This window comes from Diaphorobacter sp. B2A2W2 (assembly GCF_056730635.1).
The window spans coordinates 38,221-56,552 of record NZ_JBWZOR010000014.1; the positions used below are offsets into that span (position 1 = coordinate 38,221).

17 protein-coding genes are annotated in these 18,332 nt (G+C 68.8%); 9 read left to right on the forward strand and 8 right to left on the reverse strand.

Going from position 1 to position 18,332, the window contains the following annotated elements; all coding sequences use genetic code 11:
- Positions 1–109 precede the first annotated feature (109 nt).
- The 8 genes from AC1PPL_RS18035 to AC1PPL_RS18070 all read left to right on the forward strand — a co-directional run bounded on the left by AC1PPL_RS18035 (position 110) and on the right by AC1PPL_RS18070 (position 8,763).
- A complete protein-coding gene (locus tag AC1PPL_RS18035) occupies positions 110–1,015 on the forward strand; it encodes an HTD2 family dehydratase (RefSeq protein WP_088887931.1) in 906 nt (301 codons plus the stop codon).
- A 71-nt stretch (positions 1,016–1,086) separates the two neighbouring features.
- Positions 1,087–2,247, forward strand: coding sequence for an acyl-CoA dehydrogenase family protein (locus tag AC1PPL_RS18040; RefSeq protein ID WP_287965031.1), 1,161 nt, complete (start codon positions 1,087–1,089; stop codon positions 2,245–2,247).
- A 168-nt stretch (positions 2,248–2,415) separates the two neighbouring features.
- Positions 2,416–3,606 (forward strand): CaiB/BaiF CoA transferase family protein, encoded by a 1,191-nt coding sequence (locus AC1PPL_RS18045; protein ID WP_479973845.1) that lies wholly within the window; start codon positions 2,416–2,418, stop codon positions 3,604–3,606.
- 50 nt (positions 3,607–3,656) lie between these two features.
- The gene (locus AC1PPL_RS18050; protein WP_479973846.1) at positions 3,657–5,021 is read left to right on the forward strand and encodes an MmgE/PrpD family protein; all 1,365 of its coding nucleotides are present in this window, start codon (positions 3,657–3,659) and stop codon (positions 5,019–5,021) included.
- A gap of 88 nt (positions 5,022–5,109) precedes the next feature.
- Positions 5,110–6,117, forward strand: coding sequence for a tripartite tricarboxylate transporter substrate binding protein BugD (locus AC1PPL_RS18055; RefSeq protein WP_479973847.1), 1,008 nt, complete (start codon positions 5,110–5,112; stop codon positions 6,115–6,117).
- A gap of 63 nt (positions 6,118–6,180) precedes the next feature.
- A complete protein-coding gene (locus AC1PPL_RS18060) occupies positions 6,181–6,558 on the forward strand; it encodes a VOC family protein (protein WP_287952290.1) in 378 nt (125 codons plus the stop codon).
- Positions 6,559–6,587: 29 nt separating this feature from the next.
- A complete protein-coding gene (locus AC1PPL_RS18065) occupies positions 6,588–7,457 on the forward strand; it encodes an HpcH/HpaI aldolase/citrate lyase family protein (protein ID WP_479973848.1) in 870 nt (289 codons plus the stop codon).
- An 82-nt stretch (positions 7,458–7,539) separates the two neighbouring features.
- Positions 7,540–8,763 carry an MFS transporter gene (locus AC1PPL_RS18070; RefSeq protein ID WP_012655235.1) on the forward strand — a complete coding sequence of 408 codons (1,224 nt, stop codon included), beginning with the start codon at positions 7,540–7,542 and terminating at the stop codon, positions 8,761–8,763.
- 36 nt (positions 8,764–8,799) lie between these two features.
- On the opposite strand, the gene AC1PPL_RS18075 is transcribed toward AC1PPL_RS18070, so the two are convergent.
- The 8 genes from AC1PPL_RS18075 to AC1PPL_RS18110 form a co-directional block, all read right to left on the reverse strand.
- Positions 8,800–9,912 carry a CaiB/BaiF CoA transferase family protein gene (locus tag AC1PPL_RS18075; RefSeq protein WP_479973849.1) on the reverse strand — a complete coding sequence of 371 codons (1,113 nt, stop codon included), beginning with the start codon at positions 9,910–9,912 and terminating at the stop codon, positions 8,800–8,802.
- Between the two features lie 43 nt (positions 9,913–9,955).
- Positions 9,956–10,744 (reverse strand): IclR family transcriptional regulator, encoded by a 789-nt coding sequence (locus tag AC1PPL_RS18080; protein WP_088887938.1) that lies wholly within the window; start codon positions 10,742–10,744, stop codon positions 9,956–9,958.
- Between the two features lie 40 nt (positions 10,745–10,784).
- A complete protein-coding gene (locus AC1PPL_RS18085; protein WP_479973850.1) occupies positions 10,785–11,579 on the reverse strand; it encodes an enoyl-CoA hydratase/isomerase family protein in 795 nt (264 codons plus the stop codon).
- Positions 11,576–12,382, reverse strand: coding sequence for an SDR family oxidoreductase (locus tag AC1PPL_RS18090; RefSeq protein ID WP_479973851.1), 807 nt, complete (start codon positions 12,380–12,382; stop codon positions 11,576–11,578). Before AC1PPL_RS18090 ends, AC1PPL_RS18085 begins: the two co-directional genes overlap by 4 nt.
- A gap of 10 nt (positions 12,383–12,392) precedes the next feature.
- Positions 12,393–13,391: a Bug family tripartite tricarboxylate transporter substrate binding protein gene (locus AC1PPL_RS18095; protein ID WP_479973852.1), complete on the reverse strand. Its 999-nt coding sequence runs from the start codon at positions 13,389–13,391 to the stop codon at positions 12,393–12,395.
- Between the two features lie 100 nt (positions 13,392–13,491).
- Positions 13,492–14,256, reverse strand: coding sequence for a crotonase/enoyl-CoA hydratase family protein (locus AC1PPL_RS18100; protein ID WP_479973853.1), 765 nt, complete (start codon positions 14,254–14,256; stop codon positions 13,492–13,494).
- Positions 14,257–14,467: 211 nt separating this feature from the next.
- Positions 14,468–15,235: an SDR family NAD(P)-dependent oxidoreductase gene (locus tag AC1PPL_RS18105; protein WP_088887943.1), complete on the reverse strand. Its 768-nt coding sequence runs from the start codon at positions 15,233–15,235 to the stop codon at positions 14,468–14,470.
- A gap of 65 nt (positions 15,236–15,300) precedes the next feature.
- Positions 15,301–16,479, reverse strand: coding sequence for a thiolase family protein (locus AC1PPL_RS18110; RefSeq protein WP_172205190.1), 1,179 nt, complete (start codon positions 16,477–16,479; stop codon positions 15,301–15,303).
- 209 nt (positions 16,480–16,688) lie between these two features.
- On the opposite strand from AC1PPL_RS18110, the gene AC1PPL_RS18115 reads away from it, so the two are divergent.
- Positions 16,689–18,263: an AMP-binding protein gene (locus AC1PPL_RS18115; protein WP_479973866.1), complete on the forward strand. Its 1,575-nt coding sequence runs from the start codon at positions 16,689–16,691 to the stop codon at positions 18,261–18,263.
- Positions 18,264–18,332: the final 69 nt, after the last annotated feature.

The window sequence follows — 18,332 nt, forward strand, 5'->3', positions numbered from 1 at the left end:
GGGCGGGCTTCGGCCCCATGAAAGCGGCGCGAAGACCCCGGGGGCTTCATGGGCGCCGAAGAGGCGCTTTCACAAACGCGGATTGCGCGGGTGTCGGCCAGACCGCACGATGGCGACCATGACCGAACCCACCATCGACACCGCCCAGCTCGCGCACCTGCAGACCTGGCAGGGCCAAAGCGAAACCCTGAGCGACACCCTCACGGCCACGCCCATCGCGGCGCTGTCGGCCACGCTGGACCGCGACGACCCCGCGCCGGCCCCTGGCACCACCGTACCGCCGCTGTGGCACTGGCTGTACTTCCTGCCGCATGCGCGCCAGAGCGAGATCGGCCCGGACGGGCACCCCAAGCGCGGGGGTTTTCTGCCGCCCGTGCCGCTGCCGCGCCGCATGTGGGCGGGCGGGCGCCTGCGCTGGGAAATGCAGGGGGATGGTGCCAACCCGCTGCAGGTGGGCCAGCAGGTGCAGCGCACCTCCACCATCCAGTCCGTCAAGCACAAGGCCGGGCGCTCGGGTGAGCTGCTCTTCGTGCTGGTGGAGCACCAGTACCGCAACGCGCAGGGCCTGGCGCTCACCGAGGAGCACGACATCGTCTACCGCAGCGCCGCCCAGCCCGGCGACCCGGCGCCCACGCCGCAAAAGCCGCCGCTGGAGGGCCAGGCCGCCTGGTCGCGCACCATCGTGCCCGACGACGTGCTGCTGTTTCGCTACTCCGCGCTCACCTTCAACGGCCACCGCATCCATTACGACCGCAAGTACGTGACCGAGGTCGAGGGCTACCCCGGCCTGATCGTGCACGGCCCGCTGATCGCCACGCTGCTGCTGGACCTGCTGCGCCGCAGCCTGCCCGGTGCGCAGGTGCTCACGTTCGACTTCCGCGCCGTGCGACCGACGTTCGACCTGCACCCGTTCAGCGTGCACGGCAAGCCCTCCAGCGACGGCAAGACCGTGGAGCTGTGGGCCCAGGACCACGAGGGCTGGCTGACCATGCAGGGCACCGCCACGCTGGCCTGAACACTACCAAATCCATAGCTACTAGCACTTGCTGCATCAGCGCTAAAGAGCAAAAACACTTGAAATCCACCATGATCCACCAGCCCGACCAGTACCAGGAAATCCGCGACGCCGTGCGCGCTCTGTGCGCCCAGTACCCTGACGAATACTTCCGCAAGGTCGATGAGGCCCGCGCCTACCCTGAGGCCTTTGTCGATGCCCTGACCCAGGCCGGCTGGATGGCCGCGCTGATTCCGCAGGAGTACGGCGGCTCGGGCCTGACCATGGCCGAGGCCTCGGTCATCATGGAAGAGATCAACCGCAGCGGCGGCAACTCCGGCGCCTGCCACGGCCAGATGTACGTGATGAACGCCATCGTGCGCAGCGGCAGCGAAGCGCAAAAGCAGAAATACCTGCCCAAGATTGCCTCGGGCGAGCTACGCATCCAGTCCATGGGCGTGACCGAGCCCACCACGGGCAGCGACACCACCAAGCTCAAGACCAGCGCCGTCAAGAAGGACGGCCGCTGGGTCATCAACGGCCAGAAGGTCTGGATCTCGCGCATCCAGCACAGCGATCTGATGATTTTGCTGGCCCGCACCACGCCCGCCGATCAGGTGAAAAAGCGCTCCGAAGGCCTGTCGTGCTTCCTGATCGACCTGCACCAAGCGATTGGCAACGGCCTCACCGTGCGCCCCATCCTAAACATGGTCAACCACGAGACCAACGAACTGTTCTTCGACAACCTCGAGATCCCCGAGGACGCGCTGCTGGGCGAAGAAGGCAAGGGCTTCAAGACCCTGCTGGACGGCCTGAACGCCGAGCGCACGCTGATCGCCGCCGAGTGCATTGGCGATGGCTACTGGTTCATCGACCGGGCCAGCAAATACGCCAAGGAGCGCGTGGTGTTCAACCGCCCCATCGGCCAGAACCAGGGCGTGCAGTTCCCGATTGCCGATGCCTTCATCGAGCTGGAAGCCGCCAACCTGATGCGCTGGAAGGCCTGCGAGAAGATTGACGCCCACCAGAACGCGGGCGCCGAGGCCAACATGGCCAAGTACCTGGCGGCCAAGGCCAGCTGGGAAGCGGCCAACGTCTGCCTGCAGACCCACGGCGGCTTTGGCTTCGCGTGCGAATACGACATCGAGCGCAAATTCCGCGAGACGCGCCTGTACCAGGTGGCGCCGATTTCGACCAACATGATCTACAGCTACGTGGCCGAGCACATCCTGGGCTTGCCCCGTTCGTTCTGAGATGAACAACCCCCTGAGCGGCTGCGCCGCTTCCCCCTTCTCTCGCGCTTCGCGCGGGAAGGGGGACGACGCCAGCGCGGCGGGGCGGCCCTTGCGCGGCGTCTGCTGGCTTGGGTCGCGCCGGTCGCAAGCGCCGCTCACCGCGCTCCTACAGGGAACGACTGACCGATGACAAAAACCATCCGCCCCCTTGACGGCATCACCGTCGTCTCGCTGGAACACGCGGTGGCCGCGCCGTTCTGCACGCGCCAGCTGGCCGACCTGGGCGCGCGCGTCATCAAGGTAGAGCGCCCCGGCAGCGGCGACTTCGCGCGCGGCTACGACCAGCGCGTGAAGGGCCAGTCGTCGCACTTCACCTGGATCAACCGCAGCAAGGAGAGCCTGGCGCTCGATGTGAAGCAGCCCCAGGCCAAGGCCGCGCTGCTGCAGCTGCTCAAGACCGCCGACGTGCTGGTGCAGAACCTCGCGCCCGGCGCCGCCGCGCGCATGGGCCTGTCGTACGAAGCCCTGAAGGCGCACAACCCCAAGCTCATCGTGTGCGACATCAGCGGCTACGGCGCGGACGGCCCGTACCGCGACAAGAAGGCCTACGACCTGCTGATCCAGAGCGAGGCGGGGTTCCTCTCCGTCACGGGCACGCCCGAGACGCCATCCAAGTCCGGCATCTCGGTGGCCGACATTGCCGCGGGCATGTATGCCTACACCAACATCCTGTCGGCCCTGCTGCTGCGCGGCAAGACGGGCGAGGGCAGCCACATCGACGTGTCCATGCTCGAAGCCATGGGCGAGTGGATGGGCTATCCGATGTACTACGCCTTTGACGGCGCGCCGCCGCCGCCGCGCACCGGCGCATCGCACGCCAGCATCTACCCCTATGGCCCGTTCGTGGCGGGCGATGGCAAGACGGTGATGCTGGGCCTGCAGAACGAGCGCGAATGGAAGGCCTTTTGCGACGCCGTGCTGCAGCGCCCCGAAGTGGCCACGGACGCGCGTTTTGACAGCAACGGCCAGCGCAACGCCCACCGCGACGCGCTGCAGGCGCTGATCCTGCAAGAGTTCTCCACGCTCAGCGCCGCCCAGGTCGTCGAACGGCTGGACCAGGCGGGTATCGCCAACGCCCGCGTGAACGACATGGCCGACCTGTGGGCGCACCCGCAACTGGCCGCACGCCAGCGCTGGAGCGAGGTGGATTCCCCCGTGGGCCGCATCCCGGCCCTGCTGCCGCCGGGCGTGAACAGCGCGTTCGATTACCGCATGGACGCCGTGCCCGCCGTGGGCCAGCACAACGCCGCCATCCTGGCCGAGCTGGGCTGGAGCGCCGAGCAGATCGACGCCCTGCAGGCTTCGCAACCTCTCTGACGCAAAAACCATAGCTACCCGCGCTTGATACACCTGCACTGGAGCCCGAAATGAAACAAGAAACCCAAGCCACCATCCATCCCCTGGCCCAGTTTGCCGCCACGCTGCAATGGAGCGACGTGCCCGCGCCCGTGCAGCGCCGCACCGAAGACCTGTGGGTGGACTGGTTCGGCTCCGTGCTCGCCGGCTGCCGCGCGCGGCCGGTGGCCAGCATCACGCGCTTTGCCCTGTCGCAAGGCCCTGCCAGCGGCCCGGCCGAGGTGATCGGCCACGGCGCCACCAGCAGCCCCATGATGGCCGCGCTGGCCAACGCCGCGGCCAGCCATGTGGCCGAGCAGGACGATGTGCACAACGGCTCGGTGTTCCACCCGGCGGCCGTGGTCTTTCCGCCCGCGCTGGCCGTGGCGCAGAGCATCGGCGCCAGCGGCGCGCAGCTCATGGCGGCCTGCGTGGCGGGCTACGAGGTCGGCATCCGCGTGGGCGAATTTCTGGGCCGCAGCCACTACAAGGTGTTCCACACCACGGCCACGGCGGGCACGCTGGCGGCGGCGGCGGCCGTGGGGCGCCTGCTGGAGCTCACGCCCGCGCAGATGCAGCATGCGTTTGGCTCGGCCGGCACGCAGTCGGCGGGGCTGTGGGAATTTTTGCGCACCGCGGCCGACAGCAAGCAGCTGCACACCGCCCACGCCGCCGCGGCCGGCCTGATGGCCGCCTACCTGGCCCAGGACGGCTTCACCGGCGCGCAGGACATCTTCACCGGGCCGCAGGGCCTGGCCGCGGGCATGTCCAGCGATGCCAACCCGGCCAAGCTCACCGAGGGCCTGGGCACCCGCTGGGCCACGGCCGAGACATCGTTCAAGTGGCATGCCTCGTGCCGCCATACGCACCCTGCGGCCGACGCGCTGCAGCAGGTGATGCGCGAGCACGGCCTGGCGCCCGCCGACATCGCACAGGTGACCTGCCATGTGCACCAGGGTGCCATCGACGTGCTGGGGCCGGTGGTCTCGCCCACCACGGTGCACCAGTCCAAGTTCTCCATGGGCACGGTGCTGGCATTGGCCGCACGCTTTGGCCATGCGGGTTTGACCGAATTCGACGAGCAGTTCCTGGCCCCGGACACTGTGACCTTGCGCGAGAAGGTGGGCATGGTGCTGGACCCCGAGGTGGACGCTGCTTACCCGCAGCGCTGGATCGGCAAGGTCACCGTGCAGACGACCGACGGCCGCACGCTGGCCGGGCGCGTGGAAGAGCCCAAGGGCGACCCCGGCAACACCCTCTCGCGCGAGGAACTCACGGCCAAGGCCCTGCGCCTGGCCGCCTACGGCGGCGCGGTGTCCGATGCGCAGGCTCGGGCGGCCGTGCAGCGCCTGTGGCAAGTGCAGGAGTGGCCGCGCACGCAGCATCTGCTGGGCTGACCGGCGGTCCCGCCTGCGCCGCGGCCCATGATCCCCCCAGGGGCGCAGAAGACGCCCTCTTCACCACCACCGACAAGGAGACATACGCATGACCGCACGCTTCATCCCGATTTCCCGGCGCACCACCTTCGGCGCCATCGCCGCGGCCTGCGCGGCGATGGCCTTGGGCGGCCCTGCCGCCGCCAACACCTGGCCTGAAAAGAACGTCACCCTGGTCGTGCCCTACAGCGCCGGCGGCCCCACCGACGTGGTGGCGCGCCTGCTGGCCGTGCCCATGGGCCAGTCGCTGGGCCAGACGGTGGTGGTGGAGAACACCGTGGGCGCGGGCGGCACGCTGGCGCCCGCGCGCATCGTGCGCTCCAAGCCCGACGGCTACACCATCCTGATCCATCACATGGGCATGGCCACGGCCCCGGCGCTGTACAAGAAGCTGCCCTATGACCCGCTCAAGGACTTCGAGTACATCGGGCAGGTGCTGGATGTGCCCATGACGCTGCTGTCGCGCAAGGACTTCCCCGCCAACACCTTCCCCGAGCTGCTGGACTACGTGAAGAAGAACCAGGACAAGGTGTCGCTGGCCAACGCGGGCGTGGGTGCCGTGTCGCAGCTGTGCGGCATGCTGTTCATGCACCAGGTGGGCGTGAAGCTGACCACCGTGCCCTACAAGGGCGCCGGCCCGGCCATGAACGACCTGATGGGCGGCCAGGTGGACCTGCTGTGCGACCAAACCACGCAGACCGCCCCGGTGATCCAGGATGGCAAGCGCGCCAAGGTGTTCGGCGTGACCACGCCGCAGCGCCTGGCATCCATGCCCAACATTCCCACGCTGGACGAGCAGGGCCTCAAGGGCTTCGACGTGAAGGTGTGGCACGGCATGTACGCCCCCAAGGGCACGCCCAAGGACGTGATCGAGAAGCTCAACAAGGCATTGAACGTGGCGATCAAGGACGAGAACGTGAAAAAGCGCATCGCCGAGCTGAGCTCCGACCTGGTCACACCCGAGAAGGCCACGCCCGAAGGCCTGCGCAAGCACCTGGAAGCCGAGGTGGCGCGCTGGGACAAGGTCATCAAGGCCGCTGGCGTGAGCGCGGAGTAATCTCGCCCGTTTTGCCCCGGCTGGCACGCTGCCGGCCGGGGCGCATGCACCACAAGGCACCCCATGATCGACCGGCTGGACCACCTCGTGCTCACCACCGCCCATGAGGCGCGTTGCGTGCACTTCTATTGCACCGTGCTGGGCATGGCGCTGCAGACCTTTGGCGAAGGCCGCAAGGCCTTTGTGTTCAACGGGCAAAAGATCAACCTGCACATCCAGGGCCGCGAGTTCGAGCCCAAGGCCCTGCACCCCCTGCCGGGCGCGCTGGACCTGTGCTTCATTGCGTCCATCCCGCTGGCGCAGGTGCAGCAGCGCCTGGCCGAGCACGGCATTGCCATCGAGTGCGGCCCGGTGCAGCGCACCGGCGCGCGCGGCCCCATCCGCTCGGTCTACGTGCGCGACCCGGACCACAACCTGATCGAAATCTCCGAATACGCCTGACCCGCGCTGTTCCCGCCTCCCTGCTTCCCATGACCGACTCCGTGCGCCACGCCTGCTCCTTCCTCTTCGTTCCCGCCACCCAGCCCGAGCGGCTGCCCAAGGCCCTGGCCTGCGGCGCCGACCTGGTGATTGCCGACTGGGAGGACGCCGTGGCCCCCGCCGACAAAGAACGAGCCCGCACCGCCCTGGCCGACGCGCTGGCCGCCCTGCCAGCCCCGCAGCGCGCACGGCTGCTGGTGCGCATCAACAGCGAGACAACCCCCTGGTTTGCGGCCGACCTGCAGGCGTTGGCACAACTCACCGCCCAGGGTTTGGCCGGCGCCGTGGTGCCCAAGGCCGAGCGCGCGCAGACCCTGCAGGCCGTGGCCCAGGCCGCCGGGCTGCACGCCGCGCTGGTGCCGCTGGTGGAAAGCGTGGCGGGCCTGGCGGCCGCCGACGCGCTGGCTGCCGCGCCCCAGGTAGCGCGGCTGGCCTTCGGGCATCTCGACTTCCAGGTGGACGCAGGCATGGCCTGCGCCGAAGACGAACAGGAGTTGCTGCCCGTGCGCATGGCCCTGGTGCTGGCCTCGCGCCGCGCGGGGCTGGCCGCGCCCATCGACGGCGTGACGGTGGACACGCGCAACCCCGAGCGCATGGGCCGCGATGCCGAGCGCGCGCGGCGCATGGGCTTTGGCGGCAAGCTGTGCATCCACCCGGCGCAGGTGCCAGTGCTGCATGCCGCGTTCGACCCCGATGAGGCCGCCGTGACCCATGCGCAGCGCGTGCGGCAGGCGCTGGAGCAGGCGGGCGGCGGCGTGTGCGTGCTGGACGGCCGCATGGTCGATGCACCAGTGCTGGCGCAGGCCGAGCAGACCTTGCTGCGCCACGCGCGGGCGCTGCAGCGCCTGGCGAGGGTCTGAGCGCCCGCTCCGGTTTCGTGCCCGCAGCTCTGCCGCGCGCCGGCACAATCACCGGCGTGCCCCTACCGTCATTCCTCCCTTGATGAGACTCTTCCGTACACAACCGCTGTGGGTCATGCTGCTCACGCTGCTGTCGGGCTTTGCACTGAGCCAGGCTTACCGCACCACCACCGCCATCGTGGCCCAGGGCCTGCAGGCAGATTTCGGCCTGCAGGCTTCCTCGTTGGGGGCGTTTGCCGGACTGTTTGGTTTGTCGTTCGGCATTGCGCAACTGCTGATGGGCATCGCGCTGGACCGCTACGGCCTGCGCCGTACGGTGCTGGTGGCTGCGCCCCTGGGCATCGCTGGCGCGGCCCTGTCTGCGCTGGCGCCCAGCTATGGCTGGCTGATGGTCGGTCAGGTGCTGATCGGGGTGGGCTATTCACCCGCCTTCGTGGCCTGCACGCTGTTCATTGCGCGCTATTTCGCGGCCGACCGGTTTGCCTTTTTCTCGGGCCTGAGCATGGGCCTGGGCGGGCTGGGGTTGCTGTTCACCGGCACGCCGCTGGCCTGGGTGGTGCAGCACTGGGGCTGGCGTGCCGGCTTTGGCCTGCTGGCAGGCCTGAGCCTGCTGTCGTGGCTGTTGATTTATGCGCTGGTGCATGAACCGGTACGTGCCGATACCGCACACCGTCCAGCCAGCAGCTGGGGGGAGGCACTGACGGGCATGGGACGGCTCTTTACCGTGCCACACACCTGGGGCATCGTGATCCTCGGCATGTCGTGCTATGCGGCCTTTTTGTCGCTGCGCGGCCTGTGGCTGGGGCCTCTGCTGATCGACCGCTACGGTTTTTCGCTGGTGGACAGTGGCAACGTGGCGCTGGTGTTGTCGCTGATTGCGCTGTTCACCCCCGCCGCTTTCGGCCGCATGGACCCGGGCCCCGCCCGGCGCCGCACCTGGGTGGGCCGCGCTTCGCTGTCGATGGCCGGCCTGTTCGCCATCATGGCCTGGGTCAACAACGCCCAGGCCACGGTGGCGCTGATGATCGCGATGGGGTTGCTGTCAGGCTACAGCATCTTGCAATATGCCGACGTGCGCTCGTCCTACCCCAACGAACAGACGGGACGCGCCCTGTCGCTCTACACCATGGCCATGTTTCTGGGGGTGGCGCTGATGCAATCGCTGACCGGCGCCGTGGCCGCCTGGGCCACCAGCGCCGGGCTGGAGCCCTACCGCGCGGTGTTGCTGTGCATCGCCGCCTGGCTGGCGCTGGCGTCGCTGGCTTTCAGGCTGCTGCCAGCGTCCGCGCTGCTCCAGCAACGGTAACCAGGGCCGCGCGGGAGACTGCCCCGCGCAACGCGCTCAGCGCTGGCGCCACACGGCCCGCGCGCCGGACTGGCCCAGTCCTTCCATGACCGACTGCGTATGCGCGCCGGGCGCGCATGCCTCGCCCGGCTCGTAGGCTGCACCGTCAAAGCGGGGCGCGGGTGCCGCCTGTAGCACCCCCTGGCGTTCGGAATACACACCCCGCACACGCATGTGCGGGTGCTGCGCCGCCTCGACGGGGCTGAGCACGACGCCAAAACAGGCGTCGGTGGGCTCCAGCAGCGCCTGCCAGTGCGCACGCGGCTGCGCCAGGAACAGCGCGGCCAGCCTCGCGCGGCGCACCGGCCAGGCGGCCTTGTCCCATTGCGACCCGGTGAAATCGGGGTCCTCGGCCAGCCCCAGCACCTGCAGCAGCAGGGTGTAGAACTGCGGCTCGATAGCGCCCACGGTGACGTAATGACCGTCGGCGCAGACATAGGTGTCGTAGAAGGGCGCGCTGTCGTGGATGCTCTGGCCACGCACATCGGCCACCAGGCCGCTCTGGCGCGCACTCAGCATCAGGTTCAGCATATGGGCCGAGCCGTCCACGATGGCTGCGTCCACCACCGTGCCGCGGCCCGTGGCGCGCGCCTGCACGATGCCCGACAGCAGCCCCGTCATCAGGTACATGGCACCGCCGCCGATGTCGCCAAGCACGGCGAAAGGCGAGACGGGCCGCGCGTCCGCCGGACTGCAGCCCCACAGCGCGCCGCTGACGGCGGCATAGTTCGTGTCGTGCCCCGCACGCAGTGCCAACGGTCCGCTCTGGCCCCAGCCCGTCATGCGCCCGTACACCAGGCGCGGGTTGACCGCCAGGCACTCCTCGGGGCCCAGACCCAGGCGCTCCATCACGCCAGGGCGCATGCCCTCGATGAGCGCATCGGCCTCGGCCACCAGAGCCAGCACCAGCTGGCGGCCCTCCTCGGTCTTGAGATCGGCAAACACCGAGCGCTTGCCGCGATTGAGCAAGGCGCCGGTGGTCTCGCGGCCCTTCGTTTCACGGACTATCGAGATCACGTCTGCACCCAAATCGGCCAGGTGCATCGCACAAAACGGCCCCGGCCCCAGGCCGCCAATCTCCAGTACGCGCACGCTGTCCAGAACCTTCACGATGTCTCCTTGGTAGATGTTGTATGGGTGGCGGGCGCGGGTATCAGGTGAGGCCGGAGGCCCCGAGCACGCTCTCCACCGAGCGCACCAGCGTGCGCAGGCGCGGGCCCAGGTCTGTCTCCAGCCGGGCGTACATGGGGCTGAACACCGGCACCGAGACGGCGAACACCCAGAGTTCCCCGTCCTGCGGCTGCGACATGGGCACGGCGATGGATTCGATCTCGCGGTGCAGGTCGCCGTGGCTGCGGCAGAAGCCGTGGCGCGCGAAGTCGTCGCGCGCGTCCGTCAGGCGCTGCTCCAGCCACGCGGCGCGCTGCGGGTCGTTGCGCTGCAGGTCCTGCAGGTAGGCCTTGCGCTCATCCTCGGCCATGCCCAGCAGATAGGCGCGGCCCGTGGCCGTGCGCGACAGCGAGATGGGCACGCCGATTTCCTGGCGGAACACGGTGTTGCCCATGCCGTTGGCCAGCTCCACCATGCACAACCGGCGCTTGTGGCCCACGGCCAGCTGCACCTGCCCCTCGGTCAGGTCGGCCAGCGCCTGCATGTGCGGCCGGGCGAACTGGCGCAGGGCCATGCGCGTGAGCACGGGCGAGGACAACTGCAGCAGGCCCAGGCCGGGCACGTACTTGGACAGGCGCTCCGAGTAGCGCAGCAGGCCCAACTCGCACAGCGTGTCCGTCAGGCGAAACAGCGTGGGCTTGGGCAGGCCGGTCAGGTCCATCAGCTCCTTGGCGCTGAGTTCCTGGCACTTGCTGGAGAAGCACCGCAATATGGAAACGCCACGCACCAGGGCGCTGACCAGTTTGCCGTCCGGATCTGCGTTCACGTTCACATTGACCTCAAAAAGCTTGAGATTTTCACCTGTTTCAAAGTCAGGTCTGCGGCCACTGGAAGGGCATCGGCCTTTTCTCCAGGAAGCAGCGCACGGCCTCGCGGTGCTCGGGCGTGCCCATGGCCAGGGCCTGGGCGTTGGCCTCCTGCTCCAGCAACGACGGCAGGTCGCTCGCGGCCAGCGCGAGCGAGCGTTTGATCAGGCTCAGCGCCACGGGCGATGCGCCCACGAAGCTGCGCGCAATCGCCTGGGCGCGGACCTGCAGCGCATCGGGCTCTACCAGTTCGGTGGCAATGCCCAGGCGCAGCGCCTCTTCGGCCTGCACCTCGCGGCCCGACAGCATGAGCTCGCGCGCGCGCTGCACGCCCACCACGCGCGGCAGGGTGTAGAACGCCGCGCAGTCCGGCACCACGCCCACGCGGATGAACGACATGGCAAAGCGCGCGCGGGTGCTGGCGATGATGAAGTCCGCCGCCAGCGCCAGGCTGAAGCCCGCGCCATAGGCCGCGCCATCGACGGCAGCAATCACCGGCTTGTCCAGCAGCACCAGGTCCTTGAGCCAGTCGTGCAGGCTGGTCAGGCGCTGGCGCCAGCCGCCGTTGTCCAGCCCGCTGGCGGCGATGTTGGAGAGGTCGCCGCCCGAGCAGAAATGCGCGCCCGCGCCCGTCAGCACCAGCGCGCGAATGACCGGGTCGGCCTGCACCTGGCGCACCACCGCGGCCATCTCCCCGCGCATGGCGGGGTCGAAGGCGTTGCGCTTGGCGGGGTTGCTCAGGGTCAGCGTGGCCACGCCGTCCTGCACCTCGAAAACGATGCGCTCGTATATCTGACTCATGCCGCGCTCCGCGGCACGTACGACGCGCGCATGTCGCGCCCGCCACGCAGCGACGATCCGCCGTCCACCGGGATGACGGCGCCCGTCACGTAGCCCGCCTGCGGCGACGAGAGGAACAGCGCCATGTTCGCAATGTCATCGAGCCTGCCCATGCGCTGCAGCGGCACGGTGGCGACCGCGTTGGCCAATGCCTCGGGCGTGGGCGCCAGGCGCCGCATGCCCTCGGTGTCACCGATCGGGCCGGGCGCGATGGCGTTCACGCGCACGCCCACCTCGCCCCATTCCATGGCCAGCACGCGCGTCATCATGTCGATGCCAGCCTTGGCGGCGCAGGCATGCACCTGGTACATGGTGGGGTTCACGCCCTGCGGCGCCGAGATGTTGATGACGCTGGCGCCCGGTTTCTTAAGCATCGGGTACGCCAGGCGCAGCACGTGGAAGCTGCCGTTCAGGTCGATGTCGATCACGGTCTTGAAGCCGTTGGGCGACAGGTCGGCCGCGGGCGCGATGAAGTTGCCCGCTGCGCCGGAGATCAGCACGTCGATGTCACCGAACTGCGCATGCGCCTGGCGCAGCGCGGCGTCCACCGCAGCGGGGTCGCGCACGTCGGCGCTGATGCCCAGCGCCTGCGCACCCAGCGCGCGCAGGCCTTCGGCCGCCTGCTGCACCTTGTCGGGCGAGCGGCTCATGACCACCACGTGGGCGCCCGCGCGTGCAAACGCCTGGGCGATGCCGAGGTTGATGCCGCTGGTGCCGCCGGCCACGAAGACGTGGCGGCCTGCGAAGGAGGAGGACTCAGCCATGGCGCGCTCCTCAGTCCAGCTGCAGCTTCTGGCTGCGGATCAGCGCGCCCCAGTCCTGCCGGTCGCGCTCCACCATCTGCGAGAACTGCTCGGGCGGCATGCCGCCGGGGCGGCCGCCCAGCTCGCGGTAGCGTTGGACCACGGCCGGGTCCTGCAGCACGGCGATGAGGTTGTCGGTGAGCTTCTTCACGACGGCCGGCGGCGTCTTGGCGGGCACGAAGAAGCCCATCCAGCCCACCTTGTCGAAGTCCTTCATGCCCAGTTCGGTCATGGTGGGCACGTCGGGCAGCTCGGGCTCGCGCGTGGCGCCGGTCACGGCCAGCGCACGCAGCTTGCCATCCTTCACATGGCCCAGCGACCCCGTGAGGTTGTCGAACATGAACTGGGTCTCGCCGGCCACGATGGCCATGGTGGCAGGCGCCGAGCCCTTGTAGGGCACATGCACCACGTCCACCCCCGCACTCTGGCGCAGCAGCTCGCCCATCAGGTGCGTGGTCTGGCCCACGCCCGCGGACGAAAAGGCCAGCTTGCCCGGCTCGCGCTTGGCCGTGGAGACAAGCTCCTTCAGGCTCTTGATGGGCGACTTCACCGGCACGACCAGCACGTTGGCGAACGAGATCATGTCGGTCAGCGCCACGAAGTCCTCGACCTTGTAGGGGAGCTTCTGGTAGGCGGTGTAGTTGATGGCGTTCGAGCCGGTGTTACCCACCAGCACGGTGTAGCCGTCCGGCTGCGCGCGCGCTACGAGACTGCTGCCCAGCGAGCCGCCCGCGCCGGGCTTGTTGTCCACCACGATGGGCTGGCCCAGCCGCTCGCTGAGCTTTTGCGCCATGAAGCGCACGGGCGTGTCGGTGGTGCCGCCGGCCGCGCCGGGCACGACGAAGGTGATGGGGCGTGTGGGCCAGGCGGCGTCGGCCCGTGCGGGGTGCGACGCCGTCAGGGCGGCCAGGCCCAGCAGGGCGGTGGCGCCTGCGAGGCGCAGCGCGTGGCGGCGGGGAGGGAATGGCATGGTGGTGTCTCCTGGGGTCCTTGCGGCACTGCGGCCGCTTTTGCTATGAATTAAATAGCTGTTAACGCTGAATGGACGGGCATCAACGCCTCTTTTTCCATCAAACGCCCTTCCAGACCGGCGCGCGCTTCTCGGCAAAGGCCGCAGCGCCCTCGCGCGCGTCCTGCGAGGCGAATACCGGCGCGGTGATGGGGGCCTGGCGCTCGAACATCTCGGCCTGCGACCAGTCGGCCGACTCCTGCGCCACGCGCTTGCTAGCAATCAGCGCCAGCGGCCCGTTGGCGGCCACGGCCTGGGCCAGCTCCAGGGCGGCGTCCAGCGCCTGGCCGGGCTCGACCAGGCGGTTGACCAGGCCATGGGCGTGCGCGCGCTCGGCGCTGAACATCTCGCCCGTGAGGATGGCTTCCATGGCCACGTGGTAAGGCAGGCGCCTGGGCAGGCGCAGCAGCCCGCCGGCCGCGGCGGCCAGGCCGCGCTTGACCTCGGGAAGGCCGAATTGGGCCGTCTTGGCGGCGACGATCAGGTCGCAGGCCAGCACGGTCTCAAAGCCGCCGGCCAGGGCATAGCCCTCCACGGCCGCAATCAGCGGCTTGCGCGGGGGCTGCTGCGTGAGTCCCAAAAACCCCCGCCCCGGCAGGCTGGGGCGCTTGCCCTGCAGAAAGCCCTTCAGGTCCATGCCGGCGCAGAACGTGCCGCCCGCGCCGGTGATGACGCCCACCTGCAGCGCGGGGTTGCGGTCCAACTCGTCCAGCGCCGCCGCCATGGCCTCGGCCATCTCCAGCGTGGCGGCGTTGCGCGCCTCGGGGTTGCTCAGCGTCATGACCAGCACGTTGCCGCGCACTTCGACCCATACCGTGGATGCCATCACAAATTCCTTTCAGTTGTTCGCCGGGTTACATGGCCCGTGTCGCATGCAACCGGCACCTCGGCCAATTACTCCGAAGGCCGCGGAGCAGGCCACGCCAGCAGACGCCGTGGAGCCGGCTTTGCCGGGCCACAGGCGTCGTCCCCCTTCCCGGAGCGCGAAGCGCGCAGAGAGAAGGGGCTGAGGGACGCGGGCGCTCCTCAGGGGGTTGTTATCTAGGCGCCATGCGAATGGCCCCATCCAGGCGGATGGTTTCGCCATTCAGCATGGGGTTCTCGAGGATGTGCAGCGCCGTCATCGCGTACTCGCTGGGGTGGCCCAAGCGCGCGGGGTTGGGCACCGACGCACCCAGGGACTGGCGCACGGCCTCGGGCAGCTTGGCCAGGATGGGCGTGTCGAACAGGCCCGGTGCGATGGTGCACACGCGGATGAACTTGGAGGCCAGGTCGCGCGCCGCCACGATGGTCATGCCGATCACGCCGGCCTTGGACGAGGCATAGGGAATCTGGCCGATCTGCCCCTCGTAACCCGCCACCGACGCGGTGAGCACGCACACGCCGCGCTCGCCGTCGATCGGCTCGTTCTTGGCCATGGCAACGGCCGCCAGGCGCAGCGTGTTGAAGGTGCCGATCTGGTTCACGCGGATGATGTTGATGTACTTCTCCAGCGAGCCGGGGCTGCCGTCCTTTTCGATCAGGCGCACCGGGCCGCCGATGCCCGCGCAGTGCACCAGCGCGCGGAAGTTGCCGAAGGCCTCGGCCGCGGCGATGGCCTGCTGCATCTGGCCTTCGTCGGACACATCGGCCTTCACATAGCGCAGGCGGCCGGCGTATTGCTGTTCCATGGCCTGGCCGCGCTCGTCGTTCAGGTCCACGGCCACCACGTTCAGGCCACGCTCCAGCAGCGCGATGGCCGAGGCCTCGCCCAGGCCCGAGACCCCGCCCGTGACGAGGGCGGTCATTCCTTGTTGCAGCTTCATGCTTTTTTCCTCATTTTGGCTTCCAGCGCCCGTCCATCAAGCGCCAGCAGCTATCAAATCAATAGTTACAGACGTTCGATGATGGTGGCGTTGGCCATGCCGCCGGCCTCGCACATGGACTGCAGGCCGTAGCGCTGGCCGCTGTCTTCCAGCGCGTGCAGCATGGTGGTCATCAGGCGCAGGCCCGAGGCGCCCAGCGGGTGGCCCAGGGCAATGGCACCGCCGCGCGGGTTCAGGCGCTCACCGTCGGCCTTCAGCTCCTTCTGCCAGGCCAGGGGCACGGAGGCGAAGGCCTCGTTGATCTCGTAGTGGTGGATGTCGTCCAGCTTCATCTTGGCCTTGGCCAGCACGCGCTGCGTGGCCGGGATGGGCGCGGTGAGCATGTACAGCGGGTCGTCGCCCACCACGTCGAAGGCCACGAAACGCGCACGGGGACGCAGGCCCAGCTGCTGAGCACGCTGCTCGCTCATGATGAGCATGGCGCTGGCGCCGTCGGTCATCTGCGAGGCGTTGCCGGCCGTGGTGGCCCACTGGATCTGCGGGAACCGCGCGGACAGCTCCTCGTTCTCGAACACGGCCTTCAGGCCGGCGAGCTTTTCCACCGTGGTGCCGGCGCGGATGGTCTCGTCTGCCGTCACGCGGCCGGCAGGGGTGTCGATGCCCACGATCTCGCGCGCAAAGCCTCCGCTGGACTGCGCCGCGTGGGCACGCTGGTGCGAGCGCGCGGCATAGGTGTCCAGCGCGGTGCGGTCCAGGCCCCATTGGGCGGCCACCAGGTCGGCCGAGACACCCTGCCCCACCAGGCCGGGGGCGTAGCGGGCGTCAAAGCGCGGGCCGGTGGTGTTCTTGCCCATGCGCGAGCTGCCCATGGGCACGCGGCTCATGGATTCCACGCCGCAGGCGATCACGATGTCCTGCGTGCCCGCCATGATGGCCTGCGCCGCGAAGTGCACGGCCTGCTGGCTGGAGCCGCACTTGCGGTCGATGGTGGTGGAGGGCACGTGCGCAGGCAGGCCCGCGGCCAGCCAGGCCAGGCGCCCGGGCGTGCCCGCCTGCTCGCCGGCTTGGCTCACGCAGCCGCAGATCACGTCGTCCACCGTGCCAGGATCCAACTGGTTGCGGGCGACCAGTTGCTCCAGCACCTGCGAGAGCAGGTCCACAGGATGCACCTCGGCCAGTGCGCCATCGGGCTTGGCCCGGGCCATGGGGCTGCGGATGGCATCGACGATGACGGGAATATTCATGCTGACTCCATGTGTTTGTGAGACAAATGATCCATTAAAAATGATTTTCAGCCGGTTTGAATGTGCTGAAGACCGTGTTTACCCGATGTGTTTTGGTCTGTACGCCTGAAAAAATCGTCTCACACAACATTTTTGTGAGACATGCATTTCGCATTTTTGGGTGACTCCAGTCCCCATGGCGGCGCACCGAGGAGCAACGGGTGACAGGTATGCAGGACTTCTTTGGCCGCGCGGCGGCAGCTCCCGACCGGGTGGTACTGGTCATGGCCGAGACAGGCGCGCGCTTCACCGCCGGCGAAGTGGCGCAACGTGCCCTGGCGATGGCGCAGTGGCTCCACACCCAGGGCCTACAGGCGGGCGAGCGCTTCGCGGTGGTGCTGGAAAACCGCGTCGAGATCCTGGCGCTGGCGCTGGCGGCCCGGCAGGCCGGCCTATATGCCGCCGTGCTCAGCACGCACCTGACACCGGCCGAGGTGGCCTACATCGTGCAGGACTGTGGCGCGCGGCTGGTGGTGGCGTCCGCCAAGACCCTGCCCCAGCTGGCCGAGTTGCAGGCCCACCATCCCCTGCCCTGCTGGACGGTGGACGAGGCCCCTGCGCAAGCCACGTCAGTGCAGGCCCCATCGCTACAGGCCGCGCTCGACGCCCTGCAGGGGCCGCCTGCGGACTTCGCCGACCGACCGCTGGGGCGCGATCTACTGTATTCCTCGGGCACCACGGGCCGGCCCAAGGGCGTGCTCAAGCCCCTGTGGCCCGCCCACCTGCGCGGCCAGACCGACCCCGAGGCGCTGGGCACGGCGCGCATCATGGGCATGGGCGAAGACACCGTGTACCTCTCGCCCGCGCCGCTGTACCACGCTGCGCCGCTGCGCTACACGCTGCGCGTGCTGGAGCTGGGCGGGCAGGCCGTGATCATGGAGCGCTTTGACGCCGAGGCCGCCCTGGCCCTCATCGAGCGCTACCGCGTCACCCACAGCCAGTGGGTGCCCACCATGTTCGGCCGCATGCTCAAGCTGCCCGAGACCGTGCGCCAGCGCTACGACCTGTCCAGCCACCGCGTGGCCATCCACGCCGCCGCACCCTGCCCCGTGGATGTGAAGCACGCCATGCTCGACTGGTGGGGCGACATCCTCATGGAGTACTACGCGGGCTCCGAGGGCTGCGGCACGACGATGATCAACTCGGCCGAGTGGCGCCAGCGTCCCGGCTCGGTGGGCCGCCCCACCACGGGCCAGTTGCACATCGTGGGCGACGACGGGCAGGAGTTGCCCGCGGGGGAGATCGGACAGGTGTACTTCTCGGGCGGCGGACAGTTCAGCTACCTCAACGACGAGGAGAAGACGCGCCAGGCCATCAACGAGCGTGGCTGGATCACCTATGGCGACATCGGCCATGTGGATGCCGAGGGCTACCTTTACTTAAGCGACCGGCGCGCAGACCTGATCCTCTCGGGGGGCGTCAACCTGTACCCGCAGGAGATCGAGAACGCCCTGATGCGCCACCCCGACGTGTACGAGGTCGCCGTGGTGGGCGTACCCAACCCCGACTTTGGCGAGCAGCCCCTGGCAGCCGTGGTGCTGCGCCACGGCGCGCAGGCCTCGCTGGACACGGCCCGCGCCATTGCCGCCCAGGCGGCCGAGGTGTTGGCGCGCATGAAGCTGCCCCAGCGCGTGGTGTTCGTCGATGCGCTGCCGCGCCTGGAGACCGGCAAGCTGCTGCGCCGCAAGCTGAAGGAGCGCTTTCGTGACGAGCCGCAGGCGGGTTTTGCCCTGCGGGATTCCTAAAACAATAGCTACTAGCGCTTACCAGATAAGCGCCAAAGCCCATTTTGACATTTAGACCCTGAGACACCG